Raw genomic sequence first — 20,940 nt, 5'->3', positions numbered from 1 at the left:
TCCGCTGCCGCGGCCCGTAAGCTGGTTTGATGACCAGGAGGGGTGCGAGCACGCTCCCCGGTGAGGTGTGGGCAAGGCGATGAGAAGGGGCGGACCCAGGTGAGCGCGGGCGCGGATTGGGGGGCGGCGGCCGGCCAGGTTGAGCGAGCGTTGCAACAGGTCGCTCCCGGCCGGTACGACGCCTACGAGGCGCTGTTGCACGCCATCGGCGAGGGCCAGGTCTGGATGCTGCTGTGGCATGGCGCGCCCGGCTCGCCCGACGCCCAGTACGGGAACATGGACGTGGACGGCCTCGGTTACGCCCCGTGTGTGACCTCCGCGCAGGAATTGGCCGCCAGTGGCTGGAACCGTGCGCATGAGGTGGTCGACGGACGCCTCATCGCCGACTCGCTCTACCGTGACCGCTACGGCCTCTGGCTCAACCCCCACGCCCGTGGCGGCGGGGTGGGCATCCCGTGGCCGGATCTGCGCCGGATCGCGGGCGGTCTGGACCGGCTGCCCGCCGGGCCGCTGCGGCTGACCGAGCCCGCCATCGACATCCCGCAGTTCTACGCCCTGTTGGGGCAGAACGCGCATCGCACCGCCGCGGTTCGGTCGCTGCGGCGCGTCTGGGTGCAGCCCGCGCTGGGCGCCCCGTACCTGGCGATCGGCCTGGATCTGTACGACACCGGCGCCGCGTCGGTGCAGTCGGTGCGGGTGATGATGGAGCAGTCGATCACCGCCGTGCCGGACGGGCTGCCGGTCTCCACGGTCGCGCTCTCGGACGAGTACGACCCCGTCGCCATGTGGATGCGGGCCAACGCCCGCCCCTTCTTCGACCGTGACGCCTATGGCGCCACGTCCGCAGCGCCGCCGTCGTACGGCTACGGCTATCCGCCCCCGCGCCCCGCGTACTGAGCCACCCCGTCCCACGTACTGAGCCACCGCGTCCCGCCGCGTACTGAGCCGCGCACCGATTGACGGGATTGCCCGACCGGCCTTCCGCCCCTATCGGGCCGAACACCCCATTACGGGCGCGAGGTTACTGCTGCGTTCTCGTGTCGCGACCGTCCGTATAGCGGAGCGGTACTCCTCACATCACGGTTAGGCATCCATTGCCCGGGAGTACTGGCGGGTGATCACAAACGCGTTGAAGACTCCCGCTCCAAGGGGTGCGGTTCCTGTGTACGACCCCTTCCGAGAAGGTTCCGTACCAGAACGCGACTTTCACCCAGGTTGTGAACGAAGCCGCCACAGCGGCGAGTCGTGGGCCGGTCACCACCGGTCGAGAGGGGTCTCCACCACGATGACGGCACCATTGCACGGCACGAGCACGGACAGCGATCCGGTCGCGACTGCCGATGTAGCGGCGGATGTGGTCAAAGCGTCCGTCGAAGGCAGATCGCTACGGCAGATCGCCTGGTCACGCCTGAAGCGCGACAAGCTCGCACTGGCGGGTGGCATCGTTGTCGTCTTCCTCGTGCTGGTGGCGATCTTCGCTCCGCTCATCGTGAGTCTGCTCGGGCATCCGCCCAATGAGTTCCACCAGGAGGAGATCGACCCGCTGTTCGGCACCCCGAAGGGGTCCATGGGCGGCATCAGCTCGGACTTCCTCTTCGGCGTGGAGCCGTCCAACGGCCGCGACGTCTTCAGCCGGGTCGTCTACGGTGCCCGGATCTCGCTGCTTGTGGCCTTCCTCGCGGCGGTGGTCGCGGTGGTCCTCGGCACCGTGTTCGGCATCATCGCCGGGTACTTCGGCGGCTGGGTGGACTCGGTGATCAGCCGGGTGATGGACATGCTGCTGGCCTTCCCGCAGCTGCTCTTCATCATCTCCCTGGTCTCGGTGCTCCCCAACGACCTGCTGGGGCTGACCGGCAGCGGGGTGCGGATCGCGATCCTGGTCTCGGTCATCGGCTTCTTCGGCTGGCCGTACGTCGGCCGCATCGTGCGCGGCCAGACGCTGTCGCTGCGCGAGAAGGAGTACATCGAGGCCGCGCGGAGCCTGGGCGCGGGCCGGCGCTACATCCTCTTCCGTGAGCTGCTGCCCAACCTGGTGGCGCCGATCACCGTCTACGCGACGCTGATGATCCCCACCAACATCCTCACCGAGGCCGCGCTCAGCTTCCTCGGCGCGGGCGTGAAGCCGCCCACCGCCTCCTGGGGGCAGATGCTCTCCAAGGCGGTCGGCACCTACGAGGACGACCCGATGTTCATGATCATCCCGGGTGTGGCGATCTTCGTCACGGTGCTGGCCTTCAACCTCTTCGGCGACGGCGTCCGCGACGCACTGGATCCGAAGGGCACCCGATGACGGCGCGGCACACGGCCGCCCGGTCGCACTCGAACGCATCAGCCCCTGCCGCATCCGGCAGACGGCTCCCCAAGGTATTCCGCGGCGCCATGCCTAGGACCGCTAACCCGGAGGTTGCAGCAACTATGAAACGGCTCTCGAGAAGCAGGCGGATCGCCGGAGCGGCGGCTGTCGTCGGCGCTCTGCTGGCCACCGCCGCCTGCGGCGGTGGCGATTCCGGCGACGAGGGCTCGGGCGCCGGGTTCAACGCCGCGGTGAAGGGTGTCGCGGCCAAGTCCGCCAAGAAGGGCGGCACCCTCAAGTTCATCAACAAGCAGGAGTTCGACTCCCTCGACCCGCAGCGTCAGTACTACGGGTTCGCCTGGGACTTCTCCCGCTTCTACGCGCGCCAACTGATCTCCTACACGCCGAAGCCGGGCAACGCCGCGAACGAGCTGATGCCGGACCTCGCCACCTCCACCGGCAAGATCACCAACGGCGGCAAGACCTACACCTACACCCTGCGCGACGGGATCACCTGGGAGGACGGCTCCCCGATCACGTCCAAGGACGTCAAGTACGGCATCGAGCGCATCTGGGCCAAGGACGTCGTCTCCGGCGGCCCCGGCTATCTGCGCCAGGTCCTGGACCCCAAGGGCGAGTACAAGGGCCCGTACAAGGACAAGTCCAAGGACAAGCTGGGTCTGAAGGCGATTGAGACGCCGAACGACAAGACGGTCGTCTTCAACCTCGCCAAGCCCAACGGTGACTTCGAGCAGATGCTCGCGATGCCGACCGGCTCCCCGGTGAAGGCGGACAAGGACACCGGCGCCAAGTACACCAACCGGCCGTTCTCCTCCGGTCCGTACAAGGTCCAGTCGTACACCCCGGGCAAGAGCCTGTCGCTGGTCCGCAACAGCAACTGGAAGAAGGCCTCCGACCCGATCCGCCCGGCCCTGCCGGACAAGGTCTCGGTCACCTTCAACTCCAACCTCGAGGCGATCGACCGGCTGCTGATCAAGGGCGACTACGACGTCTTCCTCAGCGCCACGGGTATGACCCCCTCGGGCCGTAACGAGGCCCTCAAGCAGCACAAGGGCAACGTCGACAACATCACCACCAGCTTCGTCCGGTACGTCGACTTCACCACCAAGGTCAAGCCGTTCAACAACATCCACTGCCGCAAGGCGGTCATCTACGGCACCGACTACAAGTCGCTCCAGACCACCCGCGGTGGCCCGCAGGCCGGTGGTGACCTCGCCACCAACATGCTCCCCAAGAGCGTGAAGGGCGCGGACAACTACGACCCGTACGGCATCCTCAAGCGCGGCGGCAAGCCGGACGCGGCCAAGGCCAAGGACGAGCTCAAGCAGTGCGGCAAGCCGGGCGGCTTCTCGACCAGCATCGTGGCCCGCAGCGACCAGCCCGCCGAGGTCGAGGCCGCGGAGGCGCTGCAGGCCTCGCTGAAGAAGGTCGGCATCGGCCTCAACGTGGAGCCGATCCAGGGCAGCACCTCCGCCAGCATCACCGGTTCGCCGTCGGTGATGAAGAAGCGCGGCTACGGCCTGTCCATGACCGGCTGGGGCCCGGACTTCCCCACCGGCCAGGGCTTCTCCCAGCCGCTGATCGACGGCCGCTTCATCGAGCAGACCGGTAACTACAACGTCTCCGAGACCAACAACGCGGAGATCAACCAGTACTTCGACGACGCGCTCAAGGAGACCGACCCCAACAAGGCCGGGGCGATCTACCAGAAGATGAACCACAAGGTCAGCGACCTGGCCGTGCAGATGCCGTTCATCTACGAGAAGAACATCTCCTGGCGCAGCTCGCGGCTGACGAACGTCTTCTCGTCGGCGGCCTACAACGGCCGCTACGACTACTCCCAGCTGGGCGTCGTCAAGTGACGGCAGGTCACCGGATCCGCCACACACGTTAACCGTCGCCGCACCCGATAGGCCCGAAGGGCAGGTGATGGCCGCGGGCGGTGGCCCGTGATCCCCCTCAACCGGGGGGTCACGGGCCACCCCCGGGCCGCGCACAGTGCTTGCTTATCTCATCCGGCGCTTGTTCGCCGTCGTCGTGATGCTGTTGGTCGTCACCCTTACGACCTTCGCCATCTTCTTCGTGATCCCGAAGTGGGCCGGTGCCGATCCCGCGCTGCTGTTCGTCGGCAAACAGGCCGACCCCGCGGCCATCGAGGGCATCCGGCAGAAGCTCAGTCTCGGTGATCCGGTCCTGGTGCAGTTCTGGCACTTCGTCCAGGGCCTCTTCGTCGGCCGGGACTACGCCAGCGGCACGGACGTCACCCACTGCCCGGCGCCCTGCTTCGGCTACTCCTTCCGCACCGAGCAGGCGGTGTGGCCGCAGCTCACCGACGCCATGCCGGTCACCCTCTCGCTCGCCGCGGGCGCCTGTCTGCTGTGGCTGGTCGGCGGCATCACCACCGGTGTCGTCTCCGCGCTGCGCCGGGGCACCCTGTGGGACCGCTCGGCGATGACGGTCGCGCTGGCCGGTGTCTCGCTGCCGATCTACTTCACCGGTCTGCTCTCGCTGGCGATCTTCAGCTACTCGTTGAAGTGGGTCAACGTGGACTACAAGGGGCTCGGTGACGATCCGGCGATGTGGTTCGAGAGCCTGATCCTCCCATGGATCACGCTCGCCTTCCTCTATGCGGCGATGTACGCCCGGCTCACCCGGGCCACCATGCTGGAGATCATGGGAGAGGACTACATCCGCACCGCCCGTGCCAAGGGTCTGCGGGAGCGGGTGGTGATCGGCCGGCACGCGATGCGCTCGACCTGGACCCCGGTTCTCACCCTGCTCGGCCTCGACCTGGGCGCGCTGCTGGGCGGCGCGGTCCTCACCGAGACCACCTACAACCTGCCCGGCCTCGGGCGGCTCGCGGTGAACGCGATCACCGAGAAGGATCTGCCGGTCATTCTCGGCGTCACCTTGATCGCGGCCGTCTTCATCGTGATCGCCAACCTCGTCGTGGACCTCCTGTACGCCGTCATCGACCCGCGAGTGAGGCTCGGATGACCGACCTGACCAAGCCCTCCGGACAGCCCGGGAACGGCGATCTGCCGGCCACCGGGACCGCCGCCGTGGGCGAGGTGGCCGCGGCGGGCTCGCCCGCCCCCACCGCCTTCCTCGAGGTGCGCGATCTGCACGTCCACTTCCCGACCGACGACGGTCTGGTGAAGTCCGTGGACGGGCTCAGCTTCCGGCTGGAGAAGGGCAAGACGCTCGGCATCGTCGGCGAGTCCGGCTCCGGCAAGTCCGTCACCTCGCTCGGCATCATGGGGCTGCACACCGCGGGCCAGTACGGCCGCCGCAAGGCGCGGATCTCCGGTGAGATCTGGCTCAACGGCCAGGAACTGCTGGGCGCCGACCCCGACGAGGTGCGCAAGCTGCGCGGCCGCGAGATGTCGATGATCTTCCAGGATCCGCTGTCCGCGCTGCACCCGTACTACACCATCGGCCGCCAGATCATCGAGGCGTACCGGGTGCACCACGAGGTCACCAAGGGGGTGGCCCGCAAGCGCGCGATCGAGCTGCTGGACCGCGTCGGCATCCCGCAGCCCGACAAGCGGGTGGACAGCTATCCGCACGAGTTCTCCGGCGGTATGCGCCAGCGCGCCATGATCGCGATGGCGCTGGTCAACAACCCCGAGCTGCTGATCGCCGACGAGCCGACCACCGCCCTGGACGTCACCGTCCAGGCCCAGATCCTCGACCTCATCCGGGATCTGCAGAAGGAGTTCGGCTCCGCGGTCATCATCATCACCCATGACCTGGGCGTGGTCGCCGAGCTCGCCGACGATCTGCTGGTGATGTACGGCGGCCGCTGTGTCGAGCGCGGCCCGGCCGAAAAGGTCTTCTACGAGCCCCAGCACCCGTACACCTGGGGACTGCTGGGCTCGATGCCCCGTATCGACCGCGACCAGACCGAGCGGCTCATCCCGGTCAAGGGCTCCCCGCCCAGCCTCATCAACGTGCCGTCAGGCTGCGCCTTCCACCCGCGCTGCCCGTACGCCGAGGTGCCGAAGGACAACATCACCCGCACCGAGCGGCCGGAGCTCACCGAGGCCGGGGGCGGCGGGCACTTCTCCGCGTGCCATATGACGCAGGAGGAGCGCACCCGGATCTGGACCGAAGAGATTGCGCCGAAGCTGTGACCGACACGAAGGATCCGAAGATGACGGTCCCGGAGAAGGCGACGACGTCGCCCGAGCCCCTGCTCAAGGTGTCGGGTCTGGTCAAGCACTTCCCCATCAAGAAGGGGCTGCTCCAGCGGCAGTCCGGTGCGGTCCAGGCGGTCGACGGGCTCGACTTCGACGTCCGGCCGGGGGAGACCCTGGGCGTGGTGGGCGAGTCGGGCTGCGGCAAGTCCACCATGGGGCGGCTGGTCACCCGGCTGCTCGAACCCACCTCGGGCAGGATCGAGTTCGAGGGCAAGGACATCACGCATCTCAACACCGCCCAGATGCGGCCGATGCGGCGCGACGTCCAGATGATCTTCCAGGATCCGTACTCCTCGCTGAACCCCCGGCACACCGTGGGCGCGATCGTCAGCGCGCCCTTCCGGCTCCAGGGCGTCACCCCCGAGGGCGGGATCAAGGCGGAGGTCCAGCGGCTGCTGGCGCTGGTCGGGCTCAACCCCGAGCACTACAACCGCTATCCCCACGAGTTCTCCGGCGGTCAGCGGCAGCGCATCGGCATCGCTCGGGCGCTGGCCCTCAAGCCCAAGCTGGTCGTGGCCGACGAGCCGGTGTCGGCACTGGACGTGTCGATCCAGGCGCAGGTGGTCAACCTGCTGGACGACCTCCAGGACGAGCTGGGCCTGACGTATGTGATCATCGCGCACGACCTGTCGGTCATCCGCCATGTCTCGGACCGGATCGCGGTGATGTACCTGGGGAAGATCGTCGAGCTGGCGGACCGCAAGGACCTCTACGAGCGCCCCATGCACCCGTACACCAAGGCGCTGCTGTCCGCCGTGCCGGTGCCGGACCCCAGGCGGCGCGCCAAGCGGGAGCGGATCCTGCTCAAGGGCGATGTGCCGTCGCCGATCGCCCCGCCCTCCGGCTGCCGCTTCCACACCCGGTGCTGGAAGGCGACCGAGGTGTGCAAGCAGCAGGAGCCGCCGCTGGTGTCACTGGCCACCGGCCACCAGGTGGCCTGCCACCACCCGGAAAACGCGGCTGACCAGGCACCGCAGGAGAAGCCCGGCGCCGAGGCGGCACAGAAGGTGACGAAGAAGACCGACAGCTGAGACGGGACGGGGTCCGGACGGGGCCGTGGGCCCTCGCGGATAACAATGTCGCGTGCCCACCGAACTGTTCACCCCGTCCATCCAGCACGCCCTGGAAGTCGCCGGGATCTTCGTCTTCGCGATATCCGGCGCGCTGCTCGCCGTGCGGAAGAACTTCGATGTCTTCGGCATGGCGGTGCTCGCCGAGGTCACCGCGCTGGGCGGCGGTGTCTTCCGTGACCTGGTGATCGGCGCGGTGCCGCCCATCGCCTTCACCGACCTCGGCTACTTCCTCACCCCGCTCGTGGCCACCGCGCTCGTCTTCTTCCTCCACCCCGAGGTCGAGCGGATCACGGCGGCGGTGGGGGTCTTCGACGCGGCCGGGCTGGGGCTGTTCTGCGTCGAGGGCACGATGAAGGCGCACGACTTCGGGCTGGGCCTCACCTCGTCCGTCACCCTCGGCATGGCCACGGCGGTCGGCGGCGGTGTGCTCCGCGACCTCCTCGCCCACGAGGTGCCCTCGCTGCTGCGCTGGGACCGGGACCTGTACGCCGTCCCGGCCATCGTCGGCTCCTCGACAGCGGCGCTGCTGCTCCATTTCGACGCCCTTACGGCGGCCACGAGCGCTCTCGCGGCCGCCGTGGCATTCGCGGTGCGGTTGGCGGCGATGCGGTTCGGCTGGCGGGCGCCGAGGGCGTGGAACCGGCGCAGTACGGCGACGGAGGAGCCCTGAGGGGGCTCGTTCCGCGCTTTCATGCCCTTGCGGTTATATAGCTGTGTCGTTATGTTGAGGTCATGGCCATACCGTTCGATGTGCTGGCGGAGCCCAGTCGACGGCAGATCCTGGACCTCCTGCTGGAGCGGCCCCGCCTGGTCGGCGAGCTGACCGAGCACCTGGGGCTCACCCAGCCGGGCACCTCCAAACACCTGCGGGTGCTGCGCGAGGCCGGTCTGGTGCGGGTCCGCCGGGACGCCCAGCGCCGCTGGTACGAGCTCTGCCCGGAGCCGCTCGCCGAGGTGGACGCCTGGCTGGCGCCGTACCGTCGGCTGTGGACCGACCGTCTCGACGCGCTCGAACGACACCTGGACACGATGCCGGAGCTCGCCGAGGTGACCGGCGGACCCGAGCCACCCGACGCGCCCGACGCACCCCCCGACGCACCCCCCGACCCACCCGACGGAGAAGCGCCATGAAAGACACCCTCGCCCAGTCCGACGGCGGCCGCTCGGCCCTGCGCCTCGAGCGCCGGCTCGCCCATCCCCCGGAGAAGGTCTGGCGGGCGCTCACCGAGCCCGCCCAGCTCGCCCACTGGTTCCCCTCCGAGGTTCAGGTCGAGCTGAAGGTCGGGGGCCGGATGGGCTTCGTCTTCCCCGGGCGCGAGGGCCCGGACATGGACGGCGTCGTCACCGAGCTCGACCCGCCCCATGTCTTCGCCTTCACCTGGGGCGAGGACGAGCTCCGCTGGGAGCTGCGCCCCGAGGGCGAGGGCTCTGTGCTGACCCTCACCCACACCTTCGGCGACCGCTTCGGCGCGGCCAGCTTCGCCTCCGGCTGGCACGCCTGCATCACGGGGCTCGCCGCCCTGCTCGGCGGCGAGGAGGTCGCCCACGGCGACATGGCCGAGCTGCACGAGCAGTACGTCGAGGCGTTCGGGCTCGCCGAGGGCGCGGTGGAGACCACCGAGGACGGCGGCTGGCGGCTGCGCTTCGAGCGCCAGCTGGTCCGCCCCGCCGAGACGGCCTGGCGGGCGCTGACCGGCCCGGCCGCCGACACCACCGCCGAACCAGCGGCCGGGGCGCCGGTCCCCTCGGGTTTCCGTACGGACGCGGTCCCGGCGGGCCCGATCACCGAGGCGCGCCCGCCCCGGGTGCTCGCCTACGACTGGGAGCGCGGCGGCCACCCCGCCGGAACGGTCCGCTGGGAACTCACCGAAGGCACCGGCCACGGCGCCCGCCTCATCCTCACCCAGACGGGCCCGTCGGACGCCGCCGCGGAACGCACCGAAGCCCAAAACTCCTGGCGCCACCACATCGGCCTCTTCGCGGCCGAACTTCTCCGGATGAGCGCCTGAACCTCAAACCCGCCCAGCACCAACGCCCAGCCCGCCCAGCACCAACGCCCAGCCCGCCCAGCGCCAACGCCCAGCCCGTCCAGGGCTGACACCCAGCCCGTCCAGGGCTGACACCCAGCCCGTCCAGGGCGAACTTCCAGCCCGTCCGGCGTTTGAGGACCGGGGTCTGGGGCGGAGCCCCAGTCGGGAAGGGGCGGGGTGGGGAAGCAAACGCCGTAGGCGCCCCCTCAGCCTTCGCCGAGGAACCCGCTGAGCGCAGCCGTGAACTCGGCCGGAGCATCCTCCTGCACCAGATGCCCCGCCCCCTCGATCAGCCGAAGCCCCGCCCCCGGAATCCGAGAAGCGAGCTCTCGCCCCCGCTCCACCGGAATCCACGCATCGTCCGCACCCCAGCAGACCAGCACCGGCAGCCGGATCTCCCCGTAGCGCCCCTCGATCTCATCGGTGAAGCGCCGATCGTTCTGCGCGATCTGCCGGTAGAACGCGGCCTGGTCCTCAGGACCGCCGCACCACCCGTCCACGATCCGCTCCAGCACCCGTGGATGCAGCCCTGAGGCGCTCCCCGAGCGGATGTACTCGCGCACCAGCCCCCGATGCACCTCGGGCGACAGCTGCCCGAAGACCTCGTGGTGGGCGCCGATCAGGCGGTACGTGGGGGAGCCCCACGGGGACAGCGCGAGGGCGTTGACCAGCGCCAGCCGGCGATACCGCGCACCGTGCAGCAGATGCGCGCGCAGGGCGACACATCCGCCGAAGTCATGGGCGACGACGGCCGGTCCCGCCCCCTCCCCGGTCAGCCCCCACTCCTCGAGCAGCTCACCGAAGACCCGGCCCTGCGCGGCCAGTGAGACGTCCTGGTCAGCCCGTTTCTCGGAGGCCCCATAGCCCGGCATGTCCCAGACGAACACCCGGTACCGGTCGGCCAGCGCACGGGCGACGCCCCGCCATACGTACGACGAGAACGGCGTGCCGTGCAGCAGCACGACCGGCGGCGCGTCCGGCGCGCCGAACGCGGCCCAGCGGACCTCGCCGGAGGAGCTGAGGTAGGTGCGGTCCAGGTTCCACTCGGTCTTCCACTCAGTGCCTGTCATGAGTAAAACCGTAGACACTCCTTACCCTCCCTGTCGAGGGGTCCTCGCGAACCCATGACAAGGCCGCGCCCCCGCGCACCCGGTACGCGCCCCCACAACGCCTCGTAGAATCGAGGCCACCATGGTTTATCTCGACCACGCCGCCACCACCCCGATGCTCCCGGAGGCGGTGCAGGCGATGACCGCCCAGCTCGCCGTCACGGGCAACGCCTCCTCGCTGCACGCCGCCGGCCGGCGTGCCCGCCGTACCGTCGAGGAGTCACGCGAATCCCTGGCCGCCTCACTGGGCGCCCGCCCGAGCGAGGTCGTCTTCACCGCCGGGGGGACCGAGGCCGACAATCTCGCGGTCAAGGGGCTCTACTGGTCCCGCAGGGACGCCGACCCGGCCCGCGTCCGGCTGCTCGCCAGCCCCGTGGAGCACCACGCCGTGCTCGACGCGGTCGACTGGCTCGCCGAGCACGAGGGCGCGCGGGTCGAATGGCTGCCGGTCGACTCCCTCGGCCGGGTCCACCCCGAAGTGCTGCGCGAGGCGATCGCCCGCGATCCCTCGGATGTCGCCCTCGCCACCGTCATGTGGGCCAACAACGAGATCGGCACCGTCCAGCCGGTCCGTGAACTCGCCGCCACCGCCGCCGAATTCGGCGTTCCGCTGCATGCCGACGCGGTCCAGGCGTTCGGCCAGATCGAGGTCGACTTCGCCGCCTCGGGGCTGGCCGCGATGACCGTCAGCGGCCACAAGATAGGCGGGCCCTACGGCATCGGCGCGCTGCTGCTCGGCCGTGAGCACACGCCCGTGCCCGTGCTGCACGGCGGCGGCCAGGAGCGCCAGGTGCGCTCCGGGACGCTCGACACCCCGGCCATCGCCGCCTTCGCCGTGGCCGGTGCGCATGCCACCGAGCACCGCGAGGAGTTCGCCCGCGAGATCGGCGCCCTGCGCGACGCGCTGATCACCGCCGTCCGTACCGCCGTGCCCGACGCGGTCCTCGGCGGCGACCCCGACCCGGCGGGCCGGCTCCCCGCCAATGCCCACTTCTCCTTTCCCGGCTGCGAGGGCGATTCGCTGCTTCTGCTGCTGGACGCGCAGGGCATCGAATGCTCGACGGGCTCGGCCTGCACGGCCGGTGTCGCCCAGCCCAGCCATGTGGTCCTGGCCACCGGCAGCGACGCCGACCTCGCCCGGGGCACCCTGCGCTTCTCGTTCGGCCACACCTCGACCAAGGCCGATGTGGAGGCCGTCGCGGAGGCGATCGGGCCGGCGGTGGAACGGGCGCGCGGGGCGGGGCTCAGCTGACGGCCCCGCCGACGGCCCCGCCCGGACCGCCTCATCATAACCACGGAATTCGAATTGTTCCGGCGGCCATTTCACATAACCTACGGAACATCAATCTCCGCTTGAAATGGCGGAGAGCCGTGGGAAAGGATTTACCCGTCAACGAGACCTGTCATGCGCGGAAAGCGCACAGGTTTTCTTCACGGGGAAAATCCAGGAGTTCATCGATGTCGCAGCCTTCGCTGCCGCCGCACCACCAGCCGCCGCACGAGTCCCCGCAGCCGCAGGGGGTGCGGCGGCCGCCGTCGCGGGGGCGGCGCTCCAAGCCGGCCCTGAAGCTGATCGTGGGCGGGGTCCTCGCGGCCGCCCTGGTGAGCGGCTGCGGGTCCGATGACGACGGCGGTGAGAGCGGAGGCTCGGCCAAGGGCGCCCAGGCGAAGACGCTGGGCAAGGTCGCCATGCCGAAGGTCGGCAAGGAGGCCAACACCATGGGCACCTGGGTGACCGACTCGGCCTTTGTGAAGGGCGAGGTCAACAAGATCGTCGGTTACTCGCTCGACGGCGCCAAGTCCAAGTGGCAGATCCCGCTCGGCGGACAGCTCTGCTGGGCCTCACCGCATATGACCAAGGACGGTCTGACCGCGATCCTGTTCCAGGACGGCGCGGGCGAGGACGCGTCGTGCACCAAGGTCGGGCTGGTCGACCTGAAGAAGGGCAAGCTGGTCTGGCAGAAGGAGGGGTCGGACAGCGAGGGCAACGCCGGGGTGGAGTTCGACGAGGTCACCATCGGCGGTGGCACTGTGGCCGCGGGCGGCACCAGCGGCGGGGGAGCCTGGTCGCTCGACGGCAAGCCGCTGTGGAAGCCCGCATACGTCGCGGACTGCGACGACGAGGGCTACGCGGGCGGCGACGACAAGATCGTCGCGATCCGGGGCTGCGAAGGAGAGGAAGACCCCAGCGCCAAGCGGCTGGAGGTCCAGACGGTCGACCCCAAGACCCGCGATGTGAAGTCGTCCTACAAGCTGGACGAGAAGGTCGAGTACGCGCATGTGATCTCCACCGCGCCGCTCGTCGTGGCCGTCGACACCGGTGACTCGGACGGCGGGTCGGGGGTCACGGACATCCTGACCATCGACGACAGCGGCAAGCAGGGCAAGCTGCTCAGCACGATCGACGTGCTGGCCAAGGGATACCAGCCCGACTGCGCGGCCACGAACGTGGAGGGCTGCACCCAACTCGCCCTCGACAAGGCGAGCAGCACCCTCTACCTCTCCTCGGAGGTGGACGTGGACGACGGCGGCCCCGGAGACCGGATCAGCGGCCTGAACCTGAAGACCGGTAAGGAGACCGGGAAGACGAAGATGGCGGAGAGCCGGTCGCTGATCCCCGTCCAGACCGATGACGACGGCTCCCTGATCGCCTATCTGGGCTCCATGTACAGCGAGGGGGGCGGGGTCGTGCGCGTCGATCCCAAGAACTTCGGGATGGAGACGCTCCAGACCCACCCGGACGACATGAAGGACGCGGAGTCCGACATGGACACGTACGGGGACTGCATCATGATCTACACCGGCAAGAAGCTCTACATCGGCGACAACAAGGCTGACAGGCCCACCGCCGACAGCAAGGCCCGTCCGCTCGCCGTCGTCTTCGGCCCCTGAGCCGGGCCTGTCACTTCGCCGTCCGTGCCACGCGCACCGCTCGCACCAGCCGTATATACCGGTCCCAGTCCCAGTGACGGCCGGGGTCGGTGTGATCGGTGCCCGGCACCTCCACATGGCCGACGATGTGCTCACGGTCCCGAGGGATGTCGTACCGCTCGCAGATCGACGCGGTCAGCCGTGCCGAGGCGCGGTACATCGCGTCCGTGAAGGAGCTCGGCTCGCTCACGAACCCCTCGTGCTCGATGCCGATACTGCGCTCGTTGTATGAGCGGTTCCCCGCGTGGAACGCCACGTCCAGCTCCCGGACCAACTGCGCGATATGCCCGTCGCGGCGCACCACATAGTGCGCCGCGGCGCGGTGTCCGGGGTCCCGGAAGACCCGCACCGCGTCGTCGAAGCTGCCCTGGACCACATGGATCACCACCCGGTCGATGGCGTAGTCGTCCGGGCGGTCCGCCCACCGCCAGTTCGCGCCCGAGGCCGCGATCCACTCCGCGCCCGGCTGGTCGACCACCCCGGCCTTACGGGGCTTGTCGATCCCGGGCAGCCGCCACCACATCCGGGCCAGCTCGTCCCGCGCGGCATAGGCCGCGACACCCGCCCCGAGACCGGCCGCCGAGCCGCCGATCAGGAGGGTGCGCCTGCTGACGCGGCGTCCACCGCCGGTCGGGGTCTCGCTCACGGAACACTCAACGTGCGGGGGAGGGCGTCGGGTTCCGGCCGCCGGGATCATGGCGGGAACCTTTCGTTCCGCGCGATGGCCCTCTGGCCGTCCGGGTAGATGAACGTTGAACTGTCTCTGTGGCCCCGTGCCTCCCGCACATCCGCTCGACGAGGAGCTGACGGTATGCGCATCGGATTCGCCCTTCCCCAGTTCGGTCCGCTCGCCCACCACCCCGAGGACATCGTGCGGTTCGCGCGCCAGGCCGAGGAGCTCGGCGCGGACAGCCTGTGGGTCGGGGACCGCCTGCTCGCCCCGGTCGACCCGATCGTCGGCTACGCGGGCACCGATGTGATCCCGCCCGAATTCCGCGCCGCGCTCGACCCCTTCGCGGTGCTCGCCGCCGCTGCCGTGGCCACCGAGCGGGTCGAGCTCGGCACCGATGTCATCAACGCCCCCTGGTACCCGCCCGCGCTGCTCGCCCGCTCCCTCACCACCGTCGATCTGCTGAGCGCGGGGCGGCTGCTGGTCGGGCTCGGCACCGGCTGGTCGCCCGAGGAGTACGAGGCGGTGGACGTCCCCATGGCCGAGCGCGGCCGGCGCCTGGACGAATGCCTGGACGCCCTGGACGCCTGGTGGACCCGGAACCCGGTCGAGTACCGCGGGGACCACTGGACCGTGCCCGCCTCCCACGTGGACCTCAAACCGGCCTCGCGCCCCCGCCCGCCGGTCTACCTCGCCGCCTTCGCGCCCGCGGCCATGCGCCGGGTGGCCCGGCGCGCCGACGGCTGGCTGCCCATCGTGGTCGTCCCCGCCGCGTCCGGAGCGCCCGACCCCATCGCCGCCCTCGCCGAGCGGCTGCCCGGGGTGCGGGAAGCGGTCGAGCGGGAGGGCCGGGACCCGGCGGCATTCGACGCGATCCTGCGCGTCAACCCGAGCGCCGACGCCTCCGTGGACGACATCGCGACGACCCTGGTCCGGGCCGAGCGAGAGGCGGGTGTCCAGCACGCCTTCGTCGACCTGATCTACCTCGGCAAGGACGCCGACCAGGCCCTGGACCTCGTCCGGCGGGTGCTGGAGCGGGCGCGGGCGAGCTGAGCGGGGCGGCAGGCGGGGTCTCCATACCCATTTAGTCGTTGTACATGTGGCGACTTATGCTGGCCGGGTTATGACTGACTTCCCCGGTGTGCCCACAGGTCCCCGCGACGGCCGTCGGCTGCGCGTCCTCGCCGCCATGTCCGGCGGTGTGGACTCCGCGGTCGCCGCCGCGCGGGCGGCCGAGGCGGGCCACGATGTGACCGGTGTCCATCTCGCGCTCTCCGCCAACCCGCAGTCGTTCCGCACCGGCGCCCGTGGCTGTTGCACCATCGAGGACTCGCGGGACGCCCGGCGGGCCGCCGATGTGATCGGGATCCCCTTCTACGTGTGGGACCTCGCCGAGCGGTTCCGCGAGGACGTGGTCGAGGACTTCATCGCCGAGTACGAGGCGGGCCGCACCCCCAATCCGTGTCTGCGCTGCAACGAGAAGATCAAGTTCGCCGCGCTGCTGGACAAGGCCATCGCCCTCGGCTTCGACGCCGTCTGCACCGGGCACTACGCCACGATCGTGGAGCGCGCGGACGGCTCGCGCGAGCTGCACCGCGCCAGCGACATGGCCAAGGACCAGTCCTATGTTCTCGGCGTGCTCGACGAGCGCCAGCTCGCCCATGCGATGTTCCCCCTCGGCGACACCCTGACCACCAAGGACGAGATCCGCGCGGAGGCGGAGCGGCGGGACCTGGCAGTGGCCAAGAAGCCCGACAGCCATGACATCTGCTTCATCGCCGACGGCGACACCCAGGGCTTCCTGGCCCAGCACCTCGGTACGGCCGAAGGCGACATCGTCGACGAGGACGGGCACAGGCTGGGCAGCCACGAGGGCGCGTACGGCTTCACCATCGGCCAGCGCAAGGGGCTGCGCATCGGCCATCCGGCGCCCGACGGCAAGCCGCGCTATGTCCTGGACATCTCCCCGGTGGACAACACGGTCACGGTCGGCCCCGCCGAGGCACTGGACGTGGCCGCCCTCACCGCCATCAAGCCGCGCTGGTGCGGGGCCCCTCCGGCGGGCCCGGGTACGTACACCGCCCAGTTGCGCGCACATGGCGGCGAAACCGAGGTGATGGCCGAGCGGATCGGGGAAACCGAACTGCGGGTGACCTTCACCGAGCCGGTGCGGGGCGTGGCACCCGGGCAGGCGATCGTGCTCTACGACGACACCCGGGTGGTCGGCTCCGCGACCATCGCCGCGACCGAGCGGGCCCAGGCGATCGCCTCGTAGGCTCCAGGCCCCCAGGTGGATATCCGCTTTTGGTGAGAAAGAAGCCGAAAGTCAGGATTGGGTGGTTGATCTCCGTTTGGCGCGATCAGTTTTTCTTAAATTAACGTGCGTCCGGCCATTCCGGTGGCATGCGTCACGTGAATCTGGGAATGCGCCCCGCGGACACGGGTGCCGTGGTCCGCTGTCTCAGCACCGGAGGTTCCGTTATTTCTGCGCAACCTGTACAGAAATTTGGCGACAATCCAGTTGATGTCAGGGACACTGATCACTACACAGAGGAGTACGTACCCAGCTTCGTAGAAAAGTGGGACTCGCTGATCGACTGGGACCGGAGGGCGGAGAGCGAGGGTACGTTCTTCATCGACCTGCTGCGCGAGCGCGGTGTCAAGAAGGTCCTGGACGTGGCCACCGGGACCGGCTTCCATTCGGTCCGGCTGCTCGAGGCCGGATTCGAGGCCGTGAGCGCCGACGGCAGTGCCGAGATGCTCGCCCAGGCATTCTCCAACGGGCTCAAGCACGGTGACCACATCCTCCGCGTCGTCCAGGCCGACTGGCGCTGGCTCAACCGCGACGCCCACGGCGAGTACGACGCCATCGTCTGTCTCGGGAACTCCTTCACGCATCTGTTCTCCGAGCGCGACCGGCGCAAGGCGCTCGCGGAGTTCTACGCCATGCTCAAGCACGACGGAATCCTGATCCTGGACCAGCGCAACTACGACGCGATCCTCGATCGCGGCTACAGCAGCAAGCATGTGTACTACTACTGCGGAGAAGACGTCGCCGTCGAACCGGAGTACGTGGACGAGGGGCTGGTGCGCATGCGCTACAGCTTCCCCGACGAATCCGTCTACCACCTCAACATGTTTCCGCTGCGCAAGGACTACACGCGCAGGCTGATGGAGGAGGTCGGCTTCCAGCGGATCGAGACCTACGGCGACTTCCAGCACACCTACCGGACGGAGCGGCCCGACTTCTTCATCCACGTCGCGGAGAAGGAATACCGCACGACGGACGAGCCGGTCGGCCCGATCGGTTCGGTCACGGCGAACGGGGAGTATTCGGGAGCCGTGGGCACCGCCCGCGACTACTACAACTCCGCGGACGCCGACGCCTTCTACTGGAGTGTCTGGGGCGGCGAGGACATCCACATCGGCATCTACGACCGGCCCGACGAGCCGATCGCCGAGGCCAGCAGGCGCACCGTGGCCCGTATGGCCGGGCAGCTGGACCTGACCGAGTCCTCCGTCGTCCTCGACCTCGGAGCGGGCTTCGGCGGCTCGGCGCGCTATCTGGCCGAGACGTACGGCTGCCGCGTCATGGCGCTCAACCTCAGCGAGGTGGAGAACGAGCGGCATCGCGCGCTGAACGCCGAGCGCGGGCTGACCGAGGCGATCGAGGTGATGGACGGCTCCTTCGAGTCCATCCCGCTGCCGGACGACAGCGTCGACGTCGTCTGGTCCCAGGACGCGTTCCTGCACAGCGGCAACCGCGCCCGCCCCCTGGAGGAGGCCGCCCGCGTGCTGCGCCCCGGCGGTCACCTCATCTTCACCGATCCCATGGCGGCCGACGGCTGCCCCGCCGAAACCCTCCGCCCCATCCTGGACCGCATCCACCTGGAGACCATGGGGTCGCCCGAGTTCTACCGCCATGAACTGGCGCGGCTCGGCTTCATCGAGGTCGGCGGCGGCTTCCAGGAGCACCGCGAGCATCTGATCACCCACTACGCCCGGGTCCTGGAGGAAACCCGGCGCCAGGAGGCGGACGGCCTGACGGAGCAGGTCAGCGCCGACTACCTCACCCATATGAAGAAGGGGCTGAGCAACTGGGTCGAGGGCGGCAGCAACCGCCATGTGACCTGGGGCATCTTCCACTTCACCCGCTGATCCCCGAGCCCTGCCCCCCGACCCCTGATCCCTGATCCCTGATCCCGGCCGGATGGCCGGTGCGGCTGGCCCAGGCCCGCCGCACCGGCCGCCCCGGGGCGGCCGCCCCGGGGCGCTCACAAGGTGTCAGCGGTCAGGGGCAGACCGGCGATCTGATGGTGCAGGGCAGCGAGGGGTGCGGCGAGGTGGCCCCTGCCGGAGGCCGCGGATGGCCGTGGGGTCTCGCCGGTGACGGCGAAGGCCTGTCGCCAGTAGCGCAGCGAGAACGAGCCGGCGCGCGTTCCCCGGCGGAACCGGGCGCGCAGCCGCGCCCGGAACGCCGGTGTGTCGTCATGGCCGCCGATGCGGGCGTAGGCGCGTACGAAGTGGTCGAGCGCTTCGGCGCGCAGGTCCGGGCAGCCGGAGACCAGGGCCTCGCCTGCCAGCCCGCAGGCGTCCAGGAGACCGGCGTAGAACGACGCGACGTCGCCCACCTGGTGGGGCTGCGGTTGGCGGCGCCGGTCCTCGGCGGTGGCCACGGCGTGGAGTTCGGCGTAGGCGAGGACGTTCGCGGTGGTCGGGGCGGCCGGTGGCGCGGGCACCGCGCCGTCGATGACGGCCTGGGCCAGCCGGTGCGGCAGGTCCGCCGGAAGCGCCCAGTGCCAGTACCGCACCAGCCGGTCGTGGGCGTCGTCCGGGCTGCCCACCCCGGCGAGCACGGCGAGGCGCCGCAGCCGCTCCGGCCCGGGGCAGTCGTCCAGTGCGCTGAGTACCTCCCGGCGCCAGGTCGCCTCGCGCAACTGTTCCTGGATCGCGTCCAGTTCGCGGGTGACGAGTTCGGCCAGTGAGCGTTCCCCCGCCATGACCGCGGCGATCGCGGCGATCGGAGTGCCGAGCGCACGCAGGCGCTGGATCAGCCGGAGCCGGGGCAGCGCGTCCGCGGCGTATCTGCGATGGCCGCCCGGACTGCGCCCGCACTCGGGCAGCAGCCCGATGTCCGAGTAGTAGCGGATGGTCTTCACCGGCAGTCCGGTACGCGTTGCCAACTCGCCGATGCCCACCGTGTTCCCGCCTTGTGTGCCGCCCGTCACAGCCGCTTGAACCTCCACCGCGCAGGAGCCCTTAGCGTCCGTGGCGAACGCCGTCGTCCGAGTATGCGCCGGGCGGCACTCGCCGAGGAGGATCAGCACATGCGGATTCTGATCGTGACCGCCGGTTCGCGAGGGGACGTCGCCCCGTACACGGGCCTGGGGCGGCGCCTGCTGGAGGCCGGTCATGAAGTGGCCGTGGCCGCGCACCCGCCCTTCGCCGGGCTCCTCGACGGATGCGGTCTGGACCACCGGCCGCTGCCGGGCGATCCACGGGAGCTGATCCGCGACAGGGCGCGGGCGGCTTCGTGGGAGGAGGCGCGGGCGGCGATGGCGGCGTTCCTGGACCGGCTCGCTGACGGGGTGGCGGCGGCGGTGGCGGACGGGGCGGACCTGGTGCTCACCGCGTTCGGCCCGGCGGCGCTCAGCCGGGTGGCCGGTGAGGCGTCCGGCGTCCCCGTCATCGGCACCTATCTCGCACCGGCCTGTGCCACGAGGGAGTTCCCGCCGGCCGGTGCGACGGACGCCGAGGACCTCGGACCGGAGGGCAACCTGGCGGCGGGGCAGCGGCTGCTGGCGGATGCCGGAGCGCTCCAGGCGGGGGCCGTGGCGGGGCTGCGCACCCGGCTCGGGCTGCCGCCCGCCAGCTCGCGGGCGACGGGAGCGGACATCCGCCCCGTCTTCCACGGCTTCAGCCCGCTGGTCGTACCGCGCCCGGCGGACTGGCCGTCCTGGGTCGATGTCGCGGGCTACTGGTGGCCCGCCCGGCCCCGGGACTGGCGGCCCCCGGCCGAGCTGGTCGACTTCCTCCAGGCTGGACCGCCGCCGGTGTTCATCGGGTTCGGCAGCATGGCGCCGGGCGAGGGGGAGCGGCTGGGCGAGCTGGTGACTGCGGCGGTGGACCGGGCGGGGGTACGCGCGGTGGTGCAGGCGGGCTGGGCCGGGCTGACGGCGGCCGGGGACGACGTCCTGGCGGTCGGCGACCTCCCGCACGACTGGCTGTTCCCGCGCACGGCCGCCGTCGTCCACCACGCCGGAGCGGGCACGACCGCGGCCGGGCTGCGGGCCGGGGTGCCCGCGGTGCCGGTGCCCGCCATGGCCGACCAGCCGTTTTGGGCGGCGCGGCTGCACCGGCTCGGCGTCGCCTCCCGGCCACTACCACTCGCCGACCTCACGGCCGAATCCCTGGCCGCCTCGATCACGACCTCCGTGACCGAGCCCGCCCTCCGCCGCCGGGCGGCCGAGCTCGCCGATGCGATCGGTGCGGAGGACGGGGCCGCGACGGTACTCGCCCACGTCGGCGCGGCGCGCGAGCGCTGAGGCCGCGCGCGGCCAGGGGGCCCCTGTACCCCGGCGACCCCGGCTCCTCCTGGACCCGCACCATGA

At 70.2% G+C, this 20,940-nt stretch carries 18 protein-coding genes; 15 read left to right on the top strand and 3 right to left on the bottom strand.

Translation table 11 applies throughout. The features are described 5' to 3' along the window. Window positions 1–99: 99 nt before the first annotated feature. From J2Z30_RS09155 to J2Z30_RS09115, 9 genes are all read left to right on the top strand, one after another. Window positions 100–897 (top strand): enhanced serine sensitivity protein SseB C-terminal domain-containing protein, encoded by a 798-nt coding sequence (locus J2Z30_RS09155; RefSeq protein ID WP_044569665.1) that lies wholly within the window; start codon window positions 100–102, stop codon window positions 895–897. 388 nt (window positions 898–1,285) lie between these two features. Further along, window positions 1,286–2,290 (top strand): ABC transporter permease, encoded by a 1,005-nt coding sequence (locus J2Z30_RS09150; RefSeq protein WP_044569663.1) that lies wholly within the window; start codon window positions 1,286–1,288, stop codon window positions 2,288–2,290. Window positions 2,291–2,415: 125 nt separating this feature from the next. After that, window positions 2,416–4,176: an ABC transporter substrate-binding protein gene (locus J2Z30_RS09145; protein WP_209468616.1), complete on the top strand. Its 1,761-nt coding sequence runs from the start codon at window positions 2,416–2,418 to the stop codon at window positions 4,174–4,176. A 160-nt stretch (window positions 4,177–4,336) separates the two neighbouring features. Next, a complete protein-coding gene (locus tag J2Z30_RS09140; RefSeq protein WP_078957303.1) occupies window positions 4,337–5,311 on the top strand; it encodes an ABC transporter permease in 975 nt (324 codons plus the stop codon). Continuing rightward, window positions 5,308–6,450 carry an ABC transporter ATP-binding protein gene (locus J2Z30_RS09135; RefSeq protein ID WP_044569659.1) on the top strand — a complete coding sequence of 381 codons (1,143 nt, stop codon included), beginning with the start codon at window positions 5,308–5,310 and terminating at the stop codon, window positions 6,448–6,450. The genes J2Z30_RS09140 and J2Z30_RS09135 overlap by 4 nt, the downstream gene beginning before the upstream one ends. A 20-nt stretch (window positions 6,451–6,470) precedes the next feature. Continuing rightward, complete coding sequence (locus tag J2Z30_RS09130; RefSeq protein WP_044581350.1) at window positions 6,471–7,547, top strand: ABC transporter ATP-binding protein; 1,077 nt, start codon at window positions 6,471–6,473, stop codon at window positions 7,545–7,547. A gap of 52 nt (window positions 7,548–7,599) precedes the next feature. Continuing rightward, window positions 7,600–8,259 (top strand): trimeric intracellular cation channel family protein, encoded by a 660-nt coding sequence (locus J2Z30_RS09125; RefSeq protein WP_107073280.1) that lies wholly within the window; start codon window positions 7,600–7,602, stop codon window positions 8,257–8,259. A 62-nt stretch (window positions 8,260–8,321) separates the two neighbouring features. Further along, entirely contained in the window at window positions 8,322–8,720 is a 399-nt protein-coding gene (locus J2Z30_RS09120; protein ID WP_044569658.1) for an ArsR/SmtB family transcription factor, read from the top strand. Continuing rightward, complete coding sequence (locus tag J2Z30_RS09115) at window positions 8,717–9,598, top strand: SRPBCC family protein (protein WP_044569656.1); 882 nt, start codon at window positions 8,717–8,719, stop codon at window positions 9,596–9,598. Before J2Z30_RS09120 ends, J2Z30_RS09115 begins: the two co-directional genes overlap by 4 nt. Before the next feature lie 227 nt (window positions 9,599–9,825). Here the strand turns inward: J2Z30_RS09115 and J2Z30_RS09110 are convergent, their stop codons facing one another. Next, window positions 9,826–10,689 (bottom strand): alpha/beta fold hydrolase, encoded by an 864-nt coding sequence (locus tag J2Z30_RS09110; protein ID WP_044569654.1) that lies wholly within the window; start codon window positions 10,687–10,689, stop codon window positions 9,826–9,828. A gap of 121 nt (window positions 10,690–10,810) precedes the next feature. On the opposite strand from J2Z30_RS09110, the gene J2Z30_RS09105 reads away from it, so the two are divergent. Next, window positions 10,811–11,980 carry a cysteine desulfurase family protein gene (locus J2Z30_RS09105; RefSeq protein WP_044569653.1) on the top strand — a complete coding sequence of 390 codons (1,170 nt, stop codon included), beginning with the start codon at window positions 10,811–10,813 and terminating at the stop codon, window positions 11,978–11,980. 206 nt (window positions 11,981–12,186) lie between these two features. Further along, window positions 12,187–13,620, top strand: coding sequence for a hypothetical protein (locus J2Z30_RS09100; protein ID WP_245387772.1), 1,434 nt, complete (start codon window positions 12,187–12,189; stop codon window positions 13,618–13,620). A 10-nt stretch (window positions 13,621–13,630) separates the two neighbouring features. Here the strand turns inward: J2Z30_RS09100 and J2Z30_RS09095 are convergent, their stop codons facing one another. Beyond that, window positions 13,631–14,305 carry an N-acetylmuramoyl-L-alanine amidase gene (locus tag J2Z30_RS09095; RefSeq protein WP_044569651.1) on the bottom strand — a complete coding sequence of 225 codons (675 nt, stop codon included), beginning with the start codon at window positions 14,303–14,305 and terminating at the stop codon, window positions 13,631–13,633. Between the two features lie 165 nt (window positions 14,306–14,470). On the opposite strand from J2Z30_RS09095, the gene J2Z30_RS09090 reads away from it, so the two are divergent. The 3 genes from J2Z30_RS09090 (at window position 14,471) to J2Z30_RS09080 (ending at window position 18,487) form a co-directional block, all read left to right on the top strand. Further along, window positions 14,471–15,382 (top strand): TIGR03619 family F420-dependent LLM class oxidoreductase, encoded by a 912-nt coding sequence (locus tag J2Z30_RS09090; RefSeq protein WP_044569649.1) that lies wholly within the window; start codon window positions 14,471–14,473, stop codon window positions 15,380–15,382. A 70-nt stretch (window positions 15,383–15,452) separates the two neighbouring features. After that, the gene (gene mnmA / locus J2Z30_RS09085; RefSeq protein WP_044569648.1) at window positions 15,453–16,604 is read left to right on the top strand and encodes a tRNA 2-thiouridine(34) synthase MnmA; all 1,152 of its coding nucleotides are present in this window, start codon (window positions 15,453–15,455) and stop codon (window positions 16,602–16,604) included. A gap of 128 nt (window positions 16,605–16,732) precedes the next feature. After that, on the top strand, window positions 16,733–18,487 hold the full coding sequence (locus J2Z30_RS09080; RefSeq protein WP_078956616.1) for a glycine/sarcosine N-methyltransferase: 1,755 nt from the start codon (window positions 16,733–16,735) through the stop codon (window positions 18,485–18,487). Between the two features lie 116 nt (window positions 18,488–18,603). Here the strand turns inward: J2Z30_RS09080 and J2Z30_RS09075 are convergent, their stop codons facing one another. Beyond that, window positions 18,604–19,656: a helix-turn-helix domain-containing protein gene (locus J2Z30_RS09075; protein ID WP_308279868.1), complete on the bottom strand. Its 1,053-nt coding sequence runs from the start codon at window positions 19,654–19,656 to the stop codon at window positions 18,604–18,606. Here J2Z30_RS09075 and J2Z30_RS09070 point away from each other — a divergent pair, their 5' ends adjacent. Beyond that, window positions 19,657–20,874, top strand: a complete 1,218-nt coding sequence (locus tag J2Z30_RS09070; RefSeq protein WP_044581346.1) for a glycosyltransferase — start codon at window positions 19,657–19,659, stop codon at window positions 20,872–20,874. The last annotated feature ends 66 nt before the right edge of the window (window positions 20,875–20,940 follow it).

The sequence above is a fragment of the Streptomyces iranensis genome (assembly GCF_017874715.1).
GTDB classification, from domain to species: Bacteria; Actinomycetota; Actinomycetes; order Streptomycetales; family Streptomycetaceae; genus Streptomyces; species Streptomyces iranensis.
This window is presented reverse-complemented; position numbering and strand designations above follow the sequence as displayed.